We start from the raw sequence: 21,706 nt of genomic DNA on the forward strand, positions 1-21,706 counted from the left end.
GGAGGTTGTTTGTGAAAGCTTTGATAACAGGCGCTGATGGATTTATCGGGTCGCACCTGACCGAACTGCTTGTACGTGAAGGGTATGAAGTTAAAGCACTCTCCCAGTATAATTCGTTTAATTACTGGGGATGGTTGGAAAGTGTCGACTGTTTGTCCAATATTGAAGTGCTCAGTGGCGATGTGCGTGATCCGCACTATTGCAAACACATCACTAAAGACGTCGATGTTGTATTCAATCTGGCAGCCTTGATCGCGATTCCTTACTCTTATGTCGCCCCCGACAGTTATGTCGATACCAATATCAAGGGCACTTTGAATATTTGTCAGGCGGCATTGGAAAATGGTGTGCAGCGGGTGATCCACACCTCTACTAGTGAAGTGTACGGCACCGCTCAGTACGTGCCGATCGATGAGAAACACCCGTTGCAGGCACAGTCACCTTATAGTGCGTCGAAAATAGGTGCGGACGCGATGGCGATGAGTTTTTACAACGCCTTCGACTTGCCCCTTACGATAGCGCGCCCATTTAATACCTACGGTCCACGCCAGTCCGCCCGGGCTGTAATCCCTACGATCATTACTCAGATCGCCAGTGGTAAAAAGCAGATTCAGTTGGGTGACACCTCGCCTACTCGCGACTTCAACTATGTCGCTGACACCTGCCGCGGATTCCTTGAGCTAGCTCGATGCAGTGAGGCTATTGGCGAAACGGTGAACATCGGGTCCAACTACGAAATCTCCATCGGCGATACCTTGAATCTCATACGTGAGTTGATGGGGAGTGACGTTGAATTCCTCACAGACGAACAACGTCTGCGACCAGGAAAGTCGGAAGTCTTCCGTCTGTGGTGTGATAACACCAAGATCAAAGGGCTTACGGGTTTCGAACCGCAATACAGCATTCGCCAGGGATTGCAGGAAACCATTGACTGGTTAACGCTCCCGGAGAATCTGGCCAAATACAAAGCCGACATCTACAACGTCTGAGGCACCTCTATGTTCGACTCTCTAATCCAGTTCGTGCGGGCTCAGTACCGCACGAATGATTTCATTCCGCTTCACGCTCCCGTTTTCCTGGGGCACGAGCGTGATTACGTGGTGGAAACCATCGAGTCGACCTTTGTTTCCAGCGTAGGGGCATTCGTCGATCGTTTCGAGCGCGATATGGCTGTTTATACCGGCAGCCCGCGGGCTATTGCGACGGTTAACGGAACAGCAGCGCTGCACGCGGCGCTGTTGTTGGCCGGTGTTAAACCCAGTGAGTTGGTGGTGACTCAGTCGTTGACCTTTGTCGCCACCTGTAACGCGATCGCGTATTGCGGCGCTGAACCGGTGTTTGTCGACGTTGATCGACACACCCTGGGCCTATCGCCGAAAGCACTCGAAATATGGTTGGAAGAGAACGCGCAATTAGGTGCTGATGGCCTCTGTCGCCTCAAGTCAACGGGCCAGGTTGTCAGGGCCTGCCTTCCCATGCACACGTTCGGCCATCCCGTTGAGCTAGATGACCTCGTTTCGTTATGCGCGCGCTGGGGACTGGTCTTGGTCGAAGATGCGGCGGAATCGTTGGGGAGTCTCTACAAAGGGCGGCACACCGGTTGTTTCGGTCGCCTGGGCACTTTGAGTTTCAATGGCAACAAGATTATTACCACCGGTGGCGGTGGCATGATCCTGGCTAATGAAGAGTTGGGCGTATTAGCCAAGCACCTGACGACTACTGCCAAGCAGCCTCACCCCTACGAATATTTCCACGATCAGCTAGGCTACAACTACCGATTGCCCAACCTTAATGCAGCGCTTGGCTGTGCCCAGCTTGAGCAATTGGAGAACTTCATTGATTCCAAGCGGGCACTTGCTGCCCGCTATGCGCAGGCCTTGGAGGGCAGTGATCTGCAATTCTTCACCGAGCCTGAAGGGTGCCGATCCAACTATTGGCTAAACGCCGTCATCTGCGAAAGCCGTGAACAACGTGACGCGTTGCTCAAAGCTACCAACGACAGCGGTGTAATGACTCGCCCAATCTGGAAGCTCATGAACCACCTGCCGCTTTATGCGCACTGTCCTCATGGCGACCTGACAAATGCTGAGTGGCTGGCGGCGCGTATTGTGAATCTTCCTAGCAGTGTTGTGCCGGAGTTGCCGGCGTGAACCAAAAAATCGCGGTGTTCACCGGCTCCAGGGCGGAGTACGGACTGCTCTACTGGCTGATGAAAGATCTTCAGTCGAGCACTCGTATCCAGCTGCAGGTCATCGTGAGTGGCATGCATTTGTCATCGGAGTTCGGCGAGACCTGGAAACAGGTCGTCGAAGATGGTTTCGATATCGATGCCAAGGTGGAGATGCTGCTGTCCTCGGATACCCCGGTCGGGATAGTAAAATCCATGGGGGTCGGTACTCTCGGGTTCGCCGACTCCCTGGCTCGGCTTCAGCCGGACATGCTGGTAGTGCTCGGCGACCGATTTGAGGCATTGGCAGTCGTCCAGGCTGCGTTGATCATGCGTATTCCTGTTGCTCACCTGCATGGCGGGGAAATAACAGAGGGTGCATACGACGATGCGATCCGTCATGCCATTACCAAGATGGCGTATCTGCATTTTGTTGCAACCGAACCCTACCGGCGCCGTGTGATCCAGATGGGTGAGTCACCTGACCGCGTTTTCAATGTTGGCGCTGTCGGTATAGATCATCTAAAGCGCGGCCCTAAAATGGACTTTGATCAGCTTCGCGAAAGCCTCGGTTTTGCGTTGCAGTCACCCTACTTGGTGGTGACTTACCACCCGGTGACGCTGCTGGACGAAAACCCGCAACGTAGCTTTACAGCTCTGCTTGATGCGCTGGACAAGTTTCCGGAACAACAAATCATCCTGACTTATCCAAATGCCGACAACGGTGGCAGGTCCATTATTCCGCTGCTTGAAGCCTACGCACAACGCCAGCCTGAACGGGTACTGGCGATTCCGTCACTGGGTTTCAGACGTTATCTGAGTGCTGTTTCCATGGCATCTGCCGTAGTCGGTAACTCCTCTAGCGGGATTATCGAGGTTCCGGCATTTGGAATTCCGACGGTAGATATAGGTGTGCGCCAGAAAGGGCGCCTGGCCGCGGATTCCGTTCTGAACTGCGAGCCGAATACCGCCTCGATCGAGCAAGCTCTTCGTAAGGCGTTATCAAAAGAATTTGCAGACTCTTGTAAGACCACGGTCAATCCTTACGGGCAGGGTAATGCCGCCGAGGCAATCATGAATGTCCTGGAACGTTACGACGGGACCTTCTACAAATCATTCCATGATCTGAGCTGACCTATGAAGCAGTCCGATAGAGATGCGGTTTACATTATTGCCGAAGCAGGCGTGAATCATAACGGTGACCGGGCGCTGGCTTTCGCTCTGGTAGACGCGGCGGCAGCCGCGGGTGCCAACGCCGTGAAGTTCCAGACATTCAATGCTAAACGTCTTGCGTCGAAGTCTGCCCCCAAAGCGGCTTACCAGAAAAAAAGTACGAATGAAGCCGAAAGCCAACTGGCGATGCTTCAGAAGTTGGAGCTACCGCGGGCATGGCACGCTGAATTGCAAAGCTACGCTCGCAAAAAGGGGATCGAATTTCTTTCGACGGCGTTCGACTCCGATAGTCTGGAATTTCTTTGCAGCCTGGAAATCCCTTTATTCAAGGTGCCTTCAGGTGAGCTGACTAACGGCCCGCTCTTGTGGCAGTTCGCGCGAACCGGTAAAAAACTGATTTTGTCTACAGGTATGGCGACGCTCGCGGAGGTAGAAACTGCGCTGGCCATCATCACCCACGCGCTGGAGTTCAGCGAAGAACCAACGGACATGGATGATGTCTGGCGTTGCTGGGGGAATCGCGAATCGCGACAAAGGCTACAGGGGCATGTGGTGTTGCTTCACTGCACGTCTCAATATCCGACTCCATGGGATGAAGTGAATCTCAGGGCGATGGATACTTTGGCGGGAGCTTTTGGACTTGACGTCGGATATTCCGACCATACAGAGGGCAGCCTGATTTCGATTGCCGCCGTTGCACGCGGAGCGCGGGTTATCGAAAAGCATTTCACTCTGGATCGCTCAATGCCAGGACCCGATCATTTGTCCTCGCTTGAACCGGATGAGCTTAAGTCGATGGTGGCCGATATTCGTGCCCTTCAGCGGGCGCTGGGTGATGGGGCCAAAGCGCCTCAAGTCAGCGAATGGGACACTCGCAAGGCAGCCCGCCAAACCGTCGTAGCGGCTTGCGATGTGGTGGAGGGAGCAGTCTTCGAACGGAAGCATTTAACCACTGCACGGAGTGGCTACGGTTTGTCGCCAGCAGCCTTGTGGGGGTTGGTTGGCCGTCGCGCCGGGCGAGCCTATGAGGCGGGTGAGAGCATCGAGCCTTGAGCAGCGACTGCAAGCCGCTGGTGATGATAGGGGCGGGTGGACATGCGAAGGTGTTATTGTCGCTGGTCCAGGCGAAGGGGCTAGAGCTGCTCGGCGTGTGCGATCCTGTGCTTTCCAGTCAGGGCATCAGTCATTGGCGGGGTATCCGGGTGTTGGGTGGTGATGAGGCGCTCGACGCTCTTGAACCCGATGCTGTAGGGCTGATCAATGGGGTAGGGCAGCTAGTGGGTGGCATGGGGCGGCGCAAAATCTTTGCGAGCCTGAAAGCGAAGGGTTTCCAGTTTCCCATTCTTGTACATCCGATGGCGTGTGTCGACTCTACGGCGATTCTGCATGAAGGCGTACAAATCATGGCCGGCGTGGTAATTCAGGCCGATGTGGTCATTGGCTTGAATTCGATCATCAACACCAGGGCTGGCATCGACCATGACTGCTGTCTGGGCGCGGATGTCCATGTGGCACCTGGCGCTACACTCTGTGGCGGCGTGGTGGTTCAGGATCGCGCCTTTATTGCTAGTGGTGCAACCGTCATCCAGGGGCTGACGGTTGGGGAGGACGCGGTCGTTGGGGCGGGGGCCGTGCTGGCTCGGGACCTCGCGGCTCGACAAATTTTGTTAGGTCCCGCGGCGCGCAAGAAAGCCGCTTCGCGTGACGACTAGGAGTATTTTTATGCAGCACTGGAAATCACTGCTCATAGGCCCGGAGACGTCTCTTGAAGACGCGGTGGTGACACTTGATCGCGTGGCCATGCGCATTGTTCTGGTTGTAGATACCGACGGACGCTTGCTGGGCACTTTGACTGATGGTGATGTAAGGCGCAGTTTGCTCAAGCACCTTCCGCTGGATATCAAAGTGAGTGAAGTCATGTGTGCTTCGCCGCAGACCGTCGAGCGAGGCTGGAGCAAGGAGCGCATCCTGTCGGTAATGGAAAAACACCAGTTGCTGCAGTTGCCTGTCATCGATGGCCAGCGGCGTGTCGTCGGCCTGGAAACCCTCCACGGTCTCTTGCACAAAAAACAATGTGACAATCCGGTTTTTCTGATGGCGGGCGGCTTTGGTTCGCGCCTGCGCCCGCTGACTCAGAACTGTCCGAAACCGTTGTTGAAGGTGGGGGACAAACCAATTCTCGAACTGATCCTCGAGAGCTTCATCAATGCTGGCTTTCATCGGTTCTTTGTCTCCACCCATTACATGCCGGAAATGATCCGCGAATATTTCGGGGACGGCAGTCGTTGGGGGGTCAGCATTCGCTATGTTCATGAAGAGGAACCGCTGGGGACCGGAGGGGCGTTAGGATTATTACCGCACGACGAGATTGATTTGCCGTTGTTCATGATGAACGGTGATCTGCTGACAACCCTCAATTTTCAGAACCTGCTGGAGTTCCATCAAGAACACTCAGGGGTGGCAACCATGTGCGTGAGAGAGTACGAGCACTGCGTGCCCTATGGTGTGATTCAGAGTGAGGGGCATCGAATCCGATCGATGGTCGAGAAGCCGATTCATCGGTTCTTTATCAACGCCGGGATTTACCTGCTGTCACCTGATCTGGTGAAAAGCGTGAGCCCTGGGACACACATCGACATGCCAACATTGCTGGGACAGCAAATTGAAAACGGCAAAGATGTAAATATGTTCCCCATACATGAGTACTGGCTCGATATAGGCCGAATGGAAGACTTCCAGCGTGCGCAATCCGACATAACGGGACTGTTCAATGGCTAAGCCGCACCACAATGTGGATATCCTCGCGGTTGTGCCGGCTCGGGCAGGCAGCAAGCGCCTGCCAGGAAAAAATCTGCTGGATTTAAACGGCAAACCGTTAATCCGCTGGACGCTCGAGGCGGCTCTGGAAAGCGAGATGATTGACCTGCTGATAGTCAGCAGTGATGACGATGCCATTCTGGCGGAAGGGGAACGACTCGGCGTTCGCACCGTGCGACGTCCGGAGTATTTGGCCAACGATACGGCAACCACATTCGATGTACTGGTTTACACACTGGAGCAGTTGGCCGAGGAGGGCATAAGGCCTGCACGGCTGATGCTCTTGCAGCCCACTTCGCCCTTGCGCGAGGCGCAGCATATCCGGGAAGCAGTGCGGTGCATGGATGACACCAAAGCCGACAGTGTCGTCAGTGTGTGTCCGTGCGAACATTCGCCGTTGTGGAGCAATACGTTGGGTCCCGAGGGGCGAATGGATGAGTTTTTGCGTCCTGAGCTACTCAATCAGCGTAGTCAGGATCTGCCCGTCTATTATCGACTGAACGGCGCCATTTACATGGCGAAAACAGAACAATTCTTGCAGATGCACGGTTTTTTTATGCCCAATAGCCGGGCACATATAATGCCAATAGATAAATCAGTGGATATTGATACTTATATGGACTTAAAGCAGTGTCAGTTTATCTTGGAATCTAAGGAAAAATGAAAGGGATCATCTCACGGCTCAAGGTCTTACTTTTTGTGATGCTGCACAGGAGTGGCTGGAAAAACCTCAAGAAGTCCGATGTGCTGGTGGTTCGGCACGATGCCGACTGTGGGTATCTGCATGCTGGTAAAGCCTATTCGCCAATAATCGACACAGTAGTAGAAAACTGTTTTTACAAAGAGTTGAGTGTCCAATCGATCGCAACGCCATTTAGTCGATTAACAGGGGAAAGAGCATTCAACTCTCCTGTTGCATTTAATCGTTCGTTCATGATCATTGCCTTACTAAAACGCTTTTTATCGATATTTATTGGCGAAGAAAAAAGTAACGAGTGGGGGCTGTGCAGAAAGACGGCGATTTGGCTTAAGATACTCAAGCTGGTTAAGCCGAGGCTCGTCATGGGAATACAACCAGATCTTGGACTTTGTAGAGCCTGCCGGGAGTTGAACATTCCCGTATACGATATTCAGCACGGAGTTATCAGCAGAGACGTTACGTGGTACGGCGAAATGTTGCCCAAAGAAGTCTCCGCCACAGACCTGCCAAGTGGTTTTTTGTGTTGGGATCACCAAAGCAGCCAGGTTTTACTGGACTGGGCCCCCAGCCGGGGAGCCACAGTGAGTGTAGTTGGACACCCTTGGTTTCAGCGATTCCAGTACCCGGACGATAAAGACCAATTGGTTCAGGAGGCGATCAGGGATGGCAGCATTTTCTCTGATGATAAGCCAGTTGTTCTGGTAGCTTTGCAATGGGGACTGCATCTTCATTATTACCCGGAATGCGACTTCAACAAGGTCATGTGCAAGGCATTAGAGTCTGTGATCAAGAGGACGCATGGGCGATATAACTGGCTGCTGCGTCTTCATCCTGTGCAGTTAAATGGGGTTGAAGGGAAGTTTTGTGAAGAGTATCTGTTCGGCCAGTTTGGAAATCTGGCCGGCGTTGAGTGGCGTAAAGCGAGTTCGATTCCGTTACCACTTCTGCTTTCTCAAGTAGATTTACACATCACCGACATGAGCTCAGTAGTAATCGAGGCGTCCTGGTTTGGATTGCCCTCGGCGCTGCTAAATCCCTACTTGAATAAAGGCGGGATTCTCGAAAGCATGTTCGAGTATGAGCGACATTCCGGGATCGCAACAGTAGTGGCTCAGGATGTCGATGCCATTGAGTTGTGGATCGACGAGAAACTCTCTTGCACCCGGACGACTTCAAGGTGCGATATTCCACGAAGCGGTATCCAGTCTCTGCTGGACAAGGCGATGGTGACGAATGAGTAAGCGCAAGATTTCTGTGATTGATTACGGCGCAGGAAATATCGCGTCGGTCGTCAACATGATCAAGCACATAGGTGGAGAGGCGGAGGTCATCTCAAGTGCTGGCGATCTGTCTCGAGCAGACAAATTGCTACTCCCGGGGGTAGGCGCTTTCGACCACGCTATGGATTGCCTGAAAAAAGGTGACTGGGTCGAGGAGTTGAACCGTGCGGTGCTTGAACGTCAGATTCCTACTCTGGGTATTTGCCTGGGTATGCAGCTGATGTGCAAGACAAGCGAGGAGGGGCAGGAGGCCGGACTGGGCTGGATCGATGCCAAGGTTTTGCGTTTTGACTTTGAGGGCGAAGCGGCGAGATTGAAGGTCCCCCACATGGGGTGGAATGCGGTACATGTCGTTGGCGAGGATGCCCTTTGTACCAGCCAGTCGATGGAACGACGGTTTTATTTCGTGCATTCCTACTATGTGGAATGCATGAATAAAAGTGATGAAATGTTTAAATGCAACTATGGTCAGGATTTTGTCGCGGGTTTTCATCGTGGGAACATCTGGGGCGTTCAGTTCCACCCCGAAAAAAGCCACCGGTTTGGTATGGAATTGTTCAAGCGATTTTTAGAGGTGTGACTTGTTAAGCCATCGAGTAATACCTGCTTTGCTACTACGAGACAACGGCTTGGTAAAAACGCAGCGCTTTGGGAACTCCAAATACGTGGGGGATCCGATCAATGCCATTCGTATCTTCAATGAAATGGAAGTCGACGAACTCGTTGTTCTTGATATTGATGCAACCCGCCTGAAACGCTCCCCAAACTATGCGTTGATCGAGGAGTTTGCGGCCGAATGTTTCATGCCCCTCGGCTATGGCGGCGGAATTAGCACTGTCGAACAGGCCCGGAACTTGTTTTCGCTTGGTGTGGAAAAGGTGATCCTGCAATCCGCGGCGCTCGATAATCCTGGAATAGTAACGGAGTTAGCTTCGCGATTCGGAAGTCAGAGCATCGTGGTTTCCATCGATGTGAAGCGCGACTGGCTTGGCAGGGTCAAGCTTTGGTCTTCGTCAAGCAAGCGCAAACTCTCTGCCGATTGGCTGGCAGTCATGAAGGAGCTGGCGTCAGCGGGTGCTGGTGAGGTCCTCTTGAATGCCGTCGATCGCGATGGCATGCAGAATGGCTATGATTTGGATGTGATAAAATCCGCCGCCTCGATTCTAGACGTTCCGTTGGTTGTACTGGGCGGAGCGGGTAATTTGCAGCATTTGCTTCAAGCCGTTCAGGCCGGTGCCTCTGCAGTGGCCGCAGGAAGTCTTTTCGTTTTACAAGGGCCTCACCGGGCGGTGCTGATCAGTTACCCCGGTTACTCAGCGCTTGAGTCGCTCTTTAGGAGTTCAAATGCGTAATAAACAGTATCAAGTTTGTACAAGGTGCGTGATGGATACCTCCGCGCCGGATATATCATTTGACACAGACGGTGTGTGTAATTTCTGTACCTATTTCGAGAATCAGGTCAGTAAAGTTGTATTTATTCCTGAGGAAGAGCGCGCTGTTCAGCGCGAAGCATTCATAGAAAAAGTCAAGCGTGCCGGTAAAGGCAAAAGATATGACTGCGTAATGGGGTTGTCGGGCGGGGTGGATAGCTCGTACGCGCTCGATCTGGCTGTGAAAGAAGGGTTGAGGCCGTTGGCTGTCCATATGGACAATAACTGGAACTCTGAACTTGCAGCCAGCAACATCAAAAATCTTGTTTCTGGTCTCAATGTTGATCTTTATACGCATGTTATTGAATGGCCTGAATACAAACGTTTGATGCAGGCTTTTTTCGATGCGGACGTCATTGATGTCGAGCTTCTATATGACAACGCCATGCTGGCTGTTAATTACGCCCAAGCTAAAAAATATGGAATAAAATACATCCTTTCTGGCAGCAATTCTGCAACTGAAGGCATGCCGATGCCTGAGGGGTGGAATTGGCGCAAGTGGGATAAGAAAAATATCCAGGCGCTCGGGAAATTAGGCGGAGTCAAACTAAAAACATTTCCGTCAGTCGGTACGGGCGATTATATTTTCAATCGCTTGGTTCGTGGTATTCAGTGGGTTTCCTATCTTGACTTCTATGATTACCAAAAGGATAAAGCACTGGATGAACTTGAAGCCGAGTATGGCTACAAGCGCTATCCGTATAAACATTATGAGTCCATATTTACCCGCTTCTATCAGGGATATCTGTTGCCTGAAAAATTCGGTGTAGACAAGCGGAAACTACATTTGGCTACTCTGGTAATGAGCGGTCAGATGGGGCGCGATGATGCATTGGCGAGGCTTCAAGAATCGCCTTATCCATCGGCTGAAGGCTTGGAGACCGACAAAAGATATTTTCTTAAGAAAATGGGCTGGAGTGAGTCCGTTTTAGAAGCCTACATCCAGCGTCCGGAAAAACGGCACGATGAATACCCGAGCGATAGGGCTTTGTGGGACGGAATGAGGAAAATCTACAACGGTTATTTCAGAAAGGCATCTTAAACATAGTTTCAGTTACAAGGGGGGCAATTCCATAGCCCCCGTTGCATCTGCCTTGCGAGCGTCATCAAATGGTTTGCAAGATAATTGGTGAGTGTTCTAGTTCCATAGCGCAGTGAGGAAGAGGTGTGAAACTTTACGTCCAAAAGTCAACGCTGCTTTTATTTGTTCTAACTGCGTTTGCGGCACTGTTCTATGTTTTTTTCGGTCAGTACATGTTGAGTGGTGATATCAACTTCAAGTTTTTTGCAGACTCTTTGACCTATGAGAAGTTGTATAAGGAGGCGACGTTTCAGTCTTTTTCTGAAATGATCTCATGGGATAGCAATTACATTGGGCCGCTGCTGATTCTTGATGCTTTGGGTGGCGATCGGGCGTTGGTTTTGTTTTTTAATATCACTCTGATGTTTATCTCCTTGTGGTTGATTAGGGGTAACGATCAGATCAATTGGGTTTTTTTTGTTTTTTTGTTTTTTCTTAGTCCGATTACTCTTTCAAGCTTGCTATCCATAAATAAAGAAATAGTCTCTCTGCTGAGCATGTCGCTGCTTGTTGCCTGGTTGTTCAGGGGCGCAGCTATCTATTTGATTCTTGCAGTTTTCACGTCTTTTCTTGTGCGTTGGCAATTATCGCTATTTGTATTGGTAGTGTTTTTCACCTTTTCATCACTCAATCCCCTGCGGCGTCACCGACTTTTATTTGTGATTCTTCTACTGTTAGCGATATCAGTCGCTTATTATTTTGTGGGGGAGCATTTCAGTAGCGTCAACAGTAACGCCGATAGAGGGGCGGCAGTCGATGAAGGGAGCGGGGCGTATACCCTTCTAAACGAAGCTCAGCGTAAAGGTTTTTATATTTTAGTATTCATACCTAAAGCGCTACATGCCATGTACGGTCTTATTTTTCGGATAGGAAATGTATTTGATCTGAGCGATGTGTACAATAATCTGGTTGTGACTCTTCATTGTCTGGTTGGATTTATTGTTTTTATCGCCATATTTCTTCGGCGGCAATTTCGGTTGCGTGATGATTTGGTTTACGTGTCGGTAATTTATTGCGCAATTTTTGTCCTGACGCCTATATATTCGCCTAGGTATTTCTACCCGGTATTCTTTTTGAGTTGTCTTGTATTGGCAAGGCGAACGCAAGGATCAAGACTGGCAATGGTGGAGAAGTCACCGTAGTTGCTTTCAATGGGTCAAATATTGCCCCGTTCATAAAGGATTTTTGGCGATTAGCCGAGGAAGGAACTTTTTAGATGGTTGGTTTTGAGTACTTCGACGCAGTTCTGGTAAGGGAAACTAGGTCTTTATGGGGATGAATGCTTTAAAAATAATGATGGTCAGCCATGTTAGTCCGGATTCGATTTATGGAGCTGGCTCAAGTTTGCGTCAACATATTGAGCTTATGGGGAATCACAAACTTTCACTTTTTTCCCCTGTCCACAGGGACGTTACCAGTGTCAGAAAAGAAGTGGAGGTGGTGAAGTTTTTTTGTCCCATCACTTACAATTATGACGTGAAGTTGTCTTTCTTTCGAGTGTTCATTCTTTCGTTATGTTCGCGTGTGGCTTTTTGGGTAAGCGCTCCCTGGATTTTATACACGTTGTTCCGGATGTCCCCGGACGTCATTCATCTAAATAGTCTGGTTTTGTCGGACTTCTTCTTACTGCTGCGGATTTATCGCATTTTCAAGAACGTTGCCCTAGTGTCGCATGTGCGAGAAATGCTGAATTCCAAGCTTCCTTTTTACCAAAGGTTTCTCATATCGACATGTGATCACTTCGTATTTATTGACAAGGCCGTTCAGCAACGATTTTCGATTGCCATGGGCGAGAATCATGCTTTTGATATTGTTCAAAATCCATTCAAGGGCGCTGCTGCAAGTGGAGCGCTGCCGGATGAGTTCGAAGCGCTCAAGAAGGATGGAAAAGTAATATTCGCCATTGCAGGCCGTATAGAAAATGGAAAGGGAGTTCTAGAAATCTGTAGCTCATTTCAAGCGCTTGCTCCTCCAAACGCAGTACTATTAGTCGTCGGCGGCGGGTCGAGTGGGTGTATTGTAGAACTGAAGGCCATTGCCGAGAAATCCCAAGGATCTATCGTCTATCTGGGACAGATTGCTGATTTACAGTCAACTGGATTCTTTGGGGAAATTGACTTCCTGGTCCGAGGCGAGCCGTACTTCTGCACCGGCCGGACCGTCTATGAGGCTCTTTATTCTGGTTCAAAAGTCATCGTTCCCGGGGCGGATAGGGACTTGGAAGGGGATGAGGTGTTGGTGGAATTCAAAGAGAAGGTTTTTTGCTACAATCCTGGAGATTTTGAAGGGTTGATGAAGATTGTCAATAAATTATCCAGTAGCGGAAAGTCGTCAGAGAATAAATATGTTCGTGACAATTATGACAAGTACTCTGCTGTGCTAAATGCTATTTATTCGAAGGTGGTTAAATGAGCGGAAAGAAAGCGCTGATCACGGGTGTTACGGGTCAGGATGGTTCTTACTTGGCCGAGTTTCTATTGGCTAAAGGTTACGAGGTTCATGGCATCAAGCGTCGCGCTTCTTCTTTCAATACTCAGCGTGTCGATCATATTTACCAAGATCCACATTTGGATAATCGAAATTTTGTTCTCCACTATGGTGATTTGAGCGATTCATCCAACCTCACGCGTATCATTCAAGAAGTGCAACCGGATGAAGTATATAACTTGGGCGCTCAGTCCCATGTGGCCGTGAGCTTCGAGTCGCCTGAATATACTGCTGATGTGGATGCAATGGGTACATTGCGCATTCTTGAGGCCATTCGCCTGCTCGGGCTGGAAAAAAAGACCCGGTTTTACCAAGCCTCGACCTCAGAGTTGTATGGCCTGGTTCAAGAATCCCCGCAAAAAGAAACGACCCCTTTTTACCCGCGCTCTCCTTACGCGGTCGCCAAGCTTTATGCCTATTGGATTACGGTTAATTACCGCGAAGCCTATGGAATGTATGCCTGTAACGGAATTTTGTTCAACCATGAGTCTCCGCGTCGTGGGGAAACCTTTGTAACACGTAAGATTACTCGGGCATTGGCCAACATTTCGCAGGGGCTAGAGCAGAATCTGTATCTCGGCAACATGGACGCCTTGCGTGACTGGGGACATGCCAAAGATTATGTCCGGATGCAATGGATGATGCTCCAGCAAGAGCAACCGGAGGACTTCGTCATCGCAACCGGCGTCCAGTATTCCGTTCGTGATTTTGTGCGCTGGTCGGCCGCAGAGCTGGGTGTCACGCTGCGCTTTGAGGGTGAAGGAGTAGACGAGCAGGGTGTGGTTGACAGGATTGATGGTGATTTGGCGCCAGCGCTGAAAGTCGGTGATGTTGTCGTTCGTGTCGATCCACGTTATTTCCGCCCAACCGAAGTGGAAACCTTGCTCGGAGACCCTACCAAGGCCAAGGAAAAACTCGGGTGGGTGCCGGAAATCACCGTTCAGGAAATGTGTGCCGAAATGGTTCGCGAGGATCTGAAGCAGGCTCAGCGCCATTCGTTGCTCAAGCAGCATGGTTTTGAAGTACCGGTTGCCGTGGAGAACTGATGATGTCGCGCGATTTAAACCAAAGCGTCTTTGTTGCAGGTCATCGCGGCATGGTGGGTTCCGCAATCGTTCGGCGTTTAAAGGCCATCGGGTACCGTCATATACTGTTTGCCGGTCGGGATGAACTTGATCTCCTCGATCAGCGAGCAGTACGTGCTTACTTTGCTGAACACCAGATAGATCAGGTTTACCTCAGCGCTGCGAAAGTTGGGGGCATTCACGCAAATAATACTTTTCCCGCTGATTTCATCTATGACAACTTGATGATTGAAGCGAATGTAATTCAGGCGGCGCATCAGTCGGATGTTCAGCGGATCCTGTTCCTGGGTTCTTCTTGCATTTATCCCAAGCATGCCGAGCAGCCAATGAAGGAAGAGGCATTGTTAACGGGCGTGCTTGAACCTACAAACGAACCTTATGCAATTGCCAAAATCGCAGGAATCAAGCTGTGCGAGAGCTACAATCGCCAGCATGGTCGGGATTATCGCAGTGTCATGCCGACCAATCTGTACGGTCCTCATGATAACTACCATCCTCAGAACAGCCATGTGATACCGGCGCTGCTAAGACGGTTTCATGAAGCGGTCAGGGATGAACTGCCTGAAGTGATAATTTGGGGAAGTGGCAGTCCGATGCGTGAATTTTTGCATGTGGATGATATGGCGGCTGCCAGCGTGCATGTCATGGAACTGGATTCGGATATCTACCAAGCCAACACTCAACCTATGCTCTCCCATATCAATGTTGGAACCGGCGTTGACTGCACCATTCGCGAATTGGCGCAGACTATCGCGAAGGTAACCGGCTTCAAAGGGCATCTGGGTTTTGATGCTACCAAACCGGATGGCGCGCCTCGTAAACTGCTGGACGTGTCACGGCTGCGCTCATTGGGTTGGGACGCCACCATCGGTCTGGAAAGTGGGTTGGAGGATGCTTATCGCTGGTTTGTCGCGCATGAGGTAGAGGCTAGAGGTTGAGGAGCCTTTACCTGCGTCGGAATTTTGAGTGGTCCTGGGGTCGACACTTCTGATCGCAGGCTGCTTCAGGTCATCCTTACAAAGGAATGAGTATTTTGGGAAAAGCACCTGTTCGGACGATGTCTGCAAGCCTTCAACCTGCGTTCATGAGACTATTAGCTCGTATCTGTTCGTATTGATCTAGTAAAAGTCAAAGGACGATTTTTGATGTTACTTCCGGTAATCATGGCGGGCGGCGTGGGCTCCCGTCTCTGGCCCCTGTCCCGCCAGCTCAATCCCAAGCAATTTTTGCCCTTGGTCGATGCCGAGCAATCGATGCTGCAGGCGACGATCAAGCGTTTGGAGGGGCTGGGCTGTAGCTTGCCTTTGTTGATCTGCAACGAACAGCATCGTTTTCTTGCGGCGGAACAATTGCGCCAGCTAGAAATGGATGAGGCCTGTATTTTGCTTGAGCCTGTAGGGCGTAACACTGCGCCGGCGATTGCCCTGGCGGCAATGCACGCTACGGCAGCAGGAGAAGACCCGATCTTGTTGGTGCTTGCAGCCGATCATCTTATTCACGATGTACAAGCTTTTCACGCCAGTATCCGCAATGCATATGAGTTGGCCGGGGCAGGGAAGCTGGTTACTTTTGGCATCGTCCCCACTCATCCGGAAACTGGCTATGGTTATCTGGAGAAAGGGGCGGAACTTGCTCATGGGGGGTTCGTTGTATCCCGTTTCGTGGAAAAGCCCGACCTGGAAACTGCGCAAAGCTACCTGAGCAGTGGTCGGTATTACTGGAACAGTGGCATGTTTATGTTTCGTGCCAGTCGTTACTTACAAGAGCTGGAGCAGTTTGCTCCAGACATCATGACTGCCTGTCGCACCTCTTTTGCAAATATTCAACAGGACATGCATTTCACTCGCGTCGACGCTGAGGCGTTCGCGGCCTGCCCGGAAAACTCCATAGATTATGCAGTCATGGAACATACGGCAGATGCCGTCGTTGTTCCCCTTGATGCGGGATGGAGCGACATTGGCTCTTGGTCAGCGCTATGGGAGGCCGGCAGCAAGGATGGTGAAGGCAATGTGCTCAGAGGCGATGTGCTTATTGAGCGCACGAACAATAGCTACCTGCATGCGACCCATCGATTGGTGGCGACGGTGGGGATTGATGATCTGGTTATCGTCGAAACAAAGGATGCTGTGCTGGTTGCTCATAAAGACCGTGTGCAAGATGTAAAAAAAATCGTCGATCAATTAAAAAACCGTAAGCGTCACGAACATACGAATCATCGTGAGGTGTATCGCCCTTGGGGCGTTTATGATTCGATTGATAATGGCCTTCGTTACCAGGTCAAGCGAATCACCGTCAATCCGGGTGCCAAGTTATCTGTACAGATGCATCATCACCGTGCGGAACACTGGATTGTCGTCAGTGGCACTGCACGTGTCACAAACGGGGACAAAAGCTATCTCGTAACAGAGAATCAGTCTACCTATATACCAATAGGCCAGATTCATGCGTTGGAAAACCCCGGCATTATTCCGCTAGAACTCATTGAAGTTCAATCAGGCACGTATTTGGGTGAAGATGATATCGTTCGCTTCGAAGACAAGTATGGTCGCAGCTAGGTGTTAGCATTGAAAATTTCTATTATTACAGTTTGCTATAACAGTGCTGAAACCATTCGCGATACTATTGAGTCGGTTTTGTCGCAGAGCTATCAAAATATTGAGTATATTGTTGTTGATGGTGCATCCAAAGATAACACCCTCGACATCATATCCCAGTTCGGAGATCGCATTTCCAAAGTCATAAGCGAGCCCGATAAAGGTATCTATGATGCCATGAATAAGGGTGTCATGGCGGCAACTGGTGATTTTGTTGGTATTTTGAATTCCGATGATATATTTGCTGGTGTCAATACTGTTAAGGATTTGGTGACGTACCTGCAAAATAATCCCCACGCAGATGCTTCGTATGCGGATTTGGTTTTCGTACAGCGTGAACAAACCGATATTGTAACTCGCAAGTATTCGTCGGCTAGTTTTACCCCTTGGAAGATTCGTTTTGGCTTTATGATTCCTCATCCGACTTTTTACGCACGTCGGCAATTGTTCGAGGCGTTGGGTAGTTACAAGTTGGGCTATCGTGTTTCAGCTGACTTTGAATTGATGGCGCGTTTTTTTTCGCGGGGCGTAAAAATGATCAGGTACCCGGCCGTCATGGTGAAAATGCGCGAAGGTGGAATCAGCACCACGGGGTTTTGGTGGCGCGTTCATCAAAATCTGGAAATAGTAAGAGCCTGTAAAGAAAATGGCATCTACACGAATATCTTATTGGTTGCAATGAAAGTCCCATTCAAACTGGCCAGCTATTTAAAGCGATGAAGCCAATGAATCGGATTTTAATGACGGGTAGTACAGGGTTTGTGGGACGTAGATTGCATAGGGAGCTCAGTTCTGCGTACTCGGTGGTGGCGACCTCTCGGTCGCCCCAGACGTTGTTTGACGGTTCCTCGGCTGTCGTTGTGGGTGATCTTTCAGCTGAAACCCGTTGGTCCGGTGCCTTACCGGGCGTCGATTGTATTGTGCATGTTGCCGGTCGTGCTCATAAATTGAATGATGCTACAGGCGATCCCTTGGGGGCCTTCAGACAAGTCAACGTCGAGGGAACTTTCAATCTTGCGCAACAGGCGTCTGATGCCGGCGTGAAACGATTTGTTTTCATCAGCTCAATTGGGGTCCACGGTGCAGTAACTGAAGGGGCACCGTTAAACGAACTCTCTCCATTGATCCCTCACGCGGATTATGCGTTATCGAAAATGGAGGCGGAGAGGCGATTGCGAGGTGTTGCGGACGCCAGTGGCATGGAACTTGTTATTATTCGCCCACCGTTGGTTTATGCGGGGCATGCACCAGGAAATTTTCAACTCTTGCTGAAGCTGGTTGCGAGCGGAATACCGCTACCCTTTGGCGGGGTGAACAATCAGCGAAGTATGATTGCGCTGGAAAATCTGATCGATCTGATCGCTCTGTGCATAGAACACCCTAACGCTGCCAACCAGACTTTTCTTGCGTCTGATGGCATTGATGTTTCGACGCCGCAAATCATTCGGTATTTGGCCGAGGGGATGGGGCGCAAGGCTCGGCTTTTTTCGGTCCCTGATTTCGCATTGCGTGGAGGGGCGGCTTTACTGGGCAGGAATACTGCCTACCATCAACTTTGCGGCTCTCTTGCCATAGATTCCGCTAAAGCGCGCAACCTGTTGGCGTGGATGCCTCGCCTAGCTCCTGCAGATGCCTTATTCAAAGCTGGGCAGGATTACGTTTCTGCGCAGCACCGCTGACGACTCAACAGGTTAGTTTTTCTTCCTCCTCACCTTAATGGACTACATTCGTTCAATGTCTCCTTGGATGCTAATACCTCTCGTTGCTCTACTGTCGCTTTTACTGACCGGAGCATTGCGTCGATACGCACTTGCTCGAAGCATCATCGATATCCCCAACGCTCGCAGTTCTCATACGGTGCCTACGCCTCGAGGTGGTGGTGTCGCAATTGTTCTGAGTTTTCTGTTGGCGTTACCGGTATTGGCGTTTTTCGGCGGGCTGCCTTGGTCGGCTACGTGCGCCATGTTGGGTGCGGGGGGAGGCGTGGCGATTCTCGGTTTTCTCGATGACCATGGGCATATAGCGGCGCGTTGGAGGTTGTTGGGGCATTTTGCTGGGGCGTGTTGGGCTTTGTATTGGTTAGGTGGCCTACCGACTATAGTCGTGTTTGGTTTGAGTCTTGAGATGGGCTGGCTGGGGAATATCTTGGCCATTTTTTATCTTGTCTGGATGCTCAACCTCTATAACTTCATGGATGGCATTGATGGAATTGCGAGCGTCGAGGCGGTTTGCACGTGCCTTGGTGCCTGCTTTATCTATTGGTTGACAGGAAATGAAGGGCTGATGATCGCCCCTATGTTGTTGGCCATGGCGGTCATGGGTTTCCTCTACTGGAACTTTCCACCCGCCAGGATTTTCATGGGTGATGCAGGAAGTGGTTTTCTCGGCTTGATCCTCGCGATCCTCTCCGTACAAGCTGCCTGGGCGGATCCGACGCTTCTCTGGGCCTGGTTGATTCTGCTAGGTGTTTTTATCGTAGACGCAACATTTACGTTGGGAAGGCGTTTGTTGCGAGGCGACAAAGTCTATGAAGCCCATCGCAGCCATGCTTACCAATTTGCGTCTCGTTTGTACGGGAGGCATCTTCCGGTGACTCTCGCCGTGCTGGTTATCAATCTACTGTGGCTGTTACCGCTTGCACTATGTGTGGCTTGGTGGAAGTTGGATGGCTTGTCGGGTTTGATCCTGGCTTATCTACCCCTGGTTTTGTTGGCAGCCAGATTCCATGCCGGAGAGCTTGAGAAGTGCTGACGAGAACGGTGGCATAGAGCCGTTTTCGAAGGTTGTTTTATCGAGCGCAGCGTGGCGCTGCTGTACACTCTGGAAACGGAACATGTCTTAGGAGCGGCTGAGGTGCGAAGAGGGTTTATGGAGAAGTTGAGAGAAAGCATGTTGGGTTTACCTAGACGTTTCAAACGTGCTCTGCAGGTAGTCACCGACGTTGTCTTGATCTGGCTTGCCCTATGGTTGGCTTTTCTGGTCCGTCTGGGCATCGAGGACGCTGCCGGCCCAATTGAAACGCATCCATGGCTTTTTATTTCCGCACCGATAGTTGCGATTCCGATTTTCATCCGTTTCGGTATGTATCGCGCCGTCATGCGTTATTTTGGCACCGATGCACTGATTACGATTTCTAAAGCAGTCAGTCTATCCTCGCTGCTGCTTGCTTTGGTCGTATTCTGGTACGGCAATCACACTGTAGTCGTACCGCGTTCGATCGTACTCAATTACTGGTGGTTGAGTTTGATCATGCTCGGTGGTTTGCGGTTGATCATGCGTCAGTATTTTCTTGGGGATTGGTTTGCCACCACTCTGCACGTGCCTTTTTACAATCGTGACAATGGGCTTCCCCGGGTAGCCATCTATGGCGCAGGTGCAGCCGGCAATCAACTGGTTGCGGCGTTACGCATGGGGCGAGTGATGCGTCCTGTGGCGTTTATCGATGACGACAGCAGTATTGCTGATCGCGTCATTTCAGGGTTGCAGGTCTACAAGCCTGAAGGTATTCAGCAGATGATCGATGCTACGGGGGCCGAAGAAATTTTACTTGCGATTCCCTCATCAAACCGTGGCCGCCGTCGAGAAATTCTGGGTTTTCTTGAGCGTTTTCCGCTACATGTCCGCAGTGTCCCGGGTTTTATGGATCTCGCGAGCGGGCGTGTGAAAGTCGATGACATTCAAGAAGTGGATATTGCCGATTTGCTGGGACGCGATACAGTTCCGGCCCAGGCCGATCTGCTCGCCCATTGCATAACCGGGCAAAATGTATTGGTGACGGGCGCAGGGGGGTCCATAGGTTCGGAGCTGTGTCGGCAGATCATTGCGCTCAAACCAACTTCGCTGCTTTTGTTCGACCACAGTGAGTTCAACCTCTACTCGATTTTATCGGAACTTGAGGCACGTATTCACAGAGAATCGTTGTCTATTCAACTACTGCCGATTCTGGGATCGGTGCGCAACCAGACGAAACTTCTAGATGTCATGAGGACTTGGCACGTTGACACGGTGTACCACGCCGCAGCGTACAAACACGTGCCCATGGTCGAGCACAATATTGCTGAAGGTGTTCTGAACAATGTGATCGGTACGCTCAATACTGCCCAAGCGGCTTTGCAGGCGGGGGTGGCGAACTTTGTATTGATATCTACGGACAAGGCTGTGCGCCCGACGAATGTAATGGGCAGTACCAAACGATTGGCAGAGTTGATCTTGCAAGCGTTGAGTGGGGAACTGGCACCGGTTTTGTTCGGTGACAGTTCCAACGTGTCCCGAGTCAATAAAACCCGTTTCACCATGGTGCGTTTTGGAAACGTCCTGGGTTCTTCCGGATCGGTAATTCCGCTGTTTCATAAGCAGATCAAGTCCGGTGGGCCGTTGACGGTCACGCATCCAAAGATCACCCGCTATTTTATGACCATCCCCGAAGCCGCCCAGTTGGTTATTCAGGCCGGGTCAATCGGTTTGGGAGGCGATGTTTATGTTCTGGACATGGGCGAGCCGGTCAAAATCATCGAGCTGGCTGAAAAGATGATTCATCTGTCGGGTTTGAGCGTGCGTTCGGACAAAAATCTGCAAGGCGATATTGCCATCGAATTTACCGGTTTACGCCCTGGCGAAAAGCTCTATGAAGAGTTGCTGATTGGCGATAACGTCGTTGCGACCCGACATCCAATGATTATGAGTGCAAACGAAGATTATTTGCCATGGGATGTTCTCAAGGCCAAGCTTGCCGAATTGCTGGTAGCCGTTGACCAGGACGACTATACCCGTGTCCGGCAATTGCTGCGCGGTACTGTCAGCGGCTATGCGCCGGACGGAGAGATTGTCGACTGGATATACCAGCAGCGCCGCCTGGAGCCTTGATAAACACAGCAGGCACCATTTTGATGTAC

Annotated in this window: 20 protein-coding genes; all 20 read left to right on the top strand. The window is 50.8% G+C overall.

Annotation, left to right across the window (positions count from 1 at the left end):
* The first annotated feature begins 11 nt into the window (after positions 1–11).
* Entirely contained in the window at positions 12–989 is a 978-nt protein-coding gene (locus ACA073_RS08280) for an NAD-dependent 4,6-dehydratase LegB (RefSeq protein WP_497402852.1), read from the top strand.
* 9 nt (positions 990–998) lie between these two features.
* On the top strand, positions 999–2,150 hold the full coding sequence (locus tag ACA073_RS08285; protein WP_497402853.1) for a LegC family aminotransferase: 1,152 nt from the start codon (positions 999–1,001) through the stop codon (positions 2,148–2,150).
* Positions 2,147–3,301 carry a UDP-N-acetylglucosamine 2-epimerase gene (gene neuC / locus ACA073_RS08290; RefSeq protein ID WP_497402854.1) on the top strand — a complete coding sequence of 385 codons (1,155 nt, stop codon included), beginning with the start codon at positions 2,147–2,149 and terminating at the stop codon, positions 3,299–3,301. Before ACA073_RS08285 ends, neuC begins: the two co-directional genes overlap by 4 nt.
* A gap of 3 nt (positions 3,302–3,304) precedes the next feature.
* The gene (gene neuB / locus ACA073_RS08295) at positions 3,305–4,393 is read left to right on the top strand and encodes an N-acetylneuraminate synthase (protein ID WP_497402855.1); all 1,089 of its coding nucleotides are present in this window, start codon (positions 3,305–3,307) and stop codon (positions 4,391–4,393) included.
* Positions 4,390–5,052, top strand: a complete 663-nt coding sequence (locus ACA073_RS08300) for an acetyltransferase (protein ID WP_497402856.1) — start codon at positions 4,390–4,392, stop codon at positions 5,050–5,052. Before neuB ends, ACA073_RS08300 begins: the two co-directional genes overlap by 4 nt.
* 10 nt (positions 5,053–5,062) lie before the next feature.
* Positions 5,063–6,118 (top strand): nucleotidyltransferase family protein, encoded by a 1,056-nt coding sequence (locus ACA073_RS08305; protein ID WP_497402857.1) that lies wholly within the window; start codon positions 5,063–5,065, stop codon positions 6,116–6,118.
* Entirely contained in the window at positions 6,111–6,821 is a 711-nt protein-coding gene (locus tag ACA073_RS08310; protein ID WP_497402858.1) for an acylneuraminate cytidylyltransferase family protein, read from the top strand. Before ACA073_RS08305 ends, ACA073_RS08310 begins: the two co-directional genes overlap by 8 nt.
* On the top strand, positions 6,818–8,098 hold the full coding sequence (locus tag ACA073_RS08315) for a hypothetical protein (RefSeq protein ID WP_497402859.1): 1,281 nt from the start codon (positions 6,818–6,820) through the stop codon (positions 8,096–8,098). The genes ACA073_RS08310 and ACA073_RS08315 overlap by 4 nt, the downstream gene beginning before the upstream one ends.
* Positions 8,091–8,717, top strand: a complete 627-nt coding sequence (hisH, locus tag ACA073_RS08320) for an imidazole glycerol phosphate synthase subunit HisH (RefSeq protein WP_497402860.1) — start codon at positions 8,091–8,093, stop codon at positions 8,715–8,717. Before ACA073_RS08315 ends, hisH begins: the two co-directional genes overlap by 8 nt.
* Position 8,718: 1 nt before the next feature.
* Positions 8,719–9,489, top strand: a complete 771-nt coding sequence (locus ACA073_RS08325; RefSeq protein WP_497402861.1) for an AglZ/HisF2 family acetamidino modification protein — start codon at positions 8,719–8,721, stop codon at positions 9,487–9,489.
* Positions 9,482–10,609, top strand: a complete 1,128-nt coding sequence (locus ACA073_RS08330; RefSeq protein ID WP_497402862.1) for an N-acetyl sugar amidotransferase — start codon at positions 9,482–9,484, stop codon at positions 10,607–10,609. Before ACA073_RS08325 ends, ACA073_RS08330 begins: the two co-directional genes overlap by 8 nt.
* A 125-nt stretch (positions 10,610–10,734) precedes the next feature.
* Positions 10,735–11,790 (top strand): hypothetical protein, encoded by a 1,056-nt coding sequence (locus tag ACA073_RS08335; RefSeq protein WP_497402863.1) that lies wholly within the window; start codon positions 10,735–10,737, stop codon positions 11,788–11,790.
* Between the two features lie 127 nt (positions 11,791–11,917).
* Positions 11,918–13,060, top strand: coding sequence for a glycosyltransferase family protein (locus tag ACA073_RS08340; RefSeq protein WP_497402864.1), 1,143 nt, complete (start codon positions 11,918–11,920; stop codon positions 13,058–13,060).
* Positions 13,057–14,181 (top strand): GDP-mannose 4,6-dehydratase, encoded by a 1,125-nt coding sequence (gene gmd, locus ACA073_RS08345; protein ID WP_497402865.1) that lies wholly within the window; start codon positions 13,057–13,059, stop codon positions 14,179–14,181. The genes ACA073_RS08340 and gmd overlap by 4 nt, the downstream gene beginning before the upstream one ends.
* A 2-nt stretch (positions 14,182–14,183) precedes the next feature.
* Entirely contained in the window at positions 14,184–15,158 is a 975-nt protein-coding gene (fcl, locus tag ACA073_RS08350) for a GDP-L-fucose synthase (RefSeq protein WP_497404013.1), read from the top strand.
* 207 nt (positions 15,159–15,365) lie between these two features.
* Positions 15,366–16,775 (top strand): mannose-1-phosphate guanylyltransferase/mannose-6-phosphate isomerase, encoded by a 1,410-nt coding sequence (locus ACA073_RS08355; protein WP_497402866.1) that lies wholly within the window; start codon positions 15,366–15,368, stop codon positions 16,773–16,775.
* A 9-nt stretch (positions 16,776–16,784) separates the two neighbouring features.
* A complete protein-coding gene (locus tag ACA073_RS08360) occupies positions 16,785–17,534 on the top strand; it encodes a glycosyltransferase family 2 protein (protein ID WP_497402867.1) in 750 nt (249 codons plus the stop codon).
* Positions 17,535–17,554: 20 nt separating this feature from the next.
* Entirely contained in the window at positions 17,555–18,493 is a 939-nt protein-coding gene (locus ACA073_RS08365; RefSeq protein WP_497404015.1) for an NAD-dependent epimerase/dehydratase family protein, read from the top strand.
* Positions 18,494–18,548: 55 nt separating this feature from the next.
* Positions 18,549–19,565, top strand: a complete 1,017-nt coding sequence (locus tag ACA073_RS08370; protein WP_497402868.1) for an MraY family glycosyltransferase — start codon at positions 18,549–18,551, stop codon at positions 19,563–19,565.
* Between the two features lie 117 nt (positions 19,566–19,682).
* On the top strand, positions 19,683–21,677 hold the full coding sequence (locus ACA073_RS08375; protein ID WP_497404017.1) for a polysaccharide biosynthesis protein: 1,995 nt from the start codon (positions 19,683–19,685) through the stop codon (positions 21,675–21,677).
* The last annotated feature ends 29 nt before the right edge of the window (positions 21,678–21,706 follow it).

The sequence above is a fragment of the Pseudomonas sp. LBUM1670 genome, from assembly GCF_059695695.1.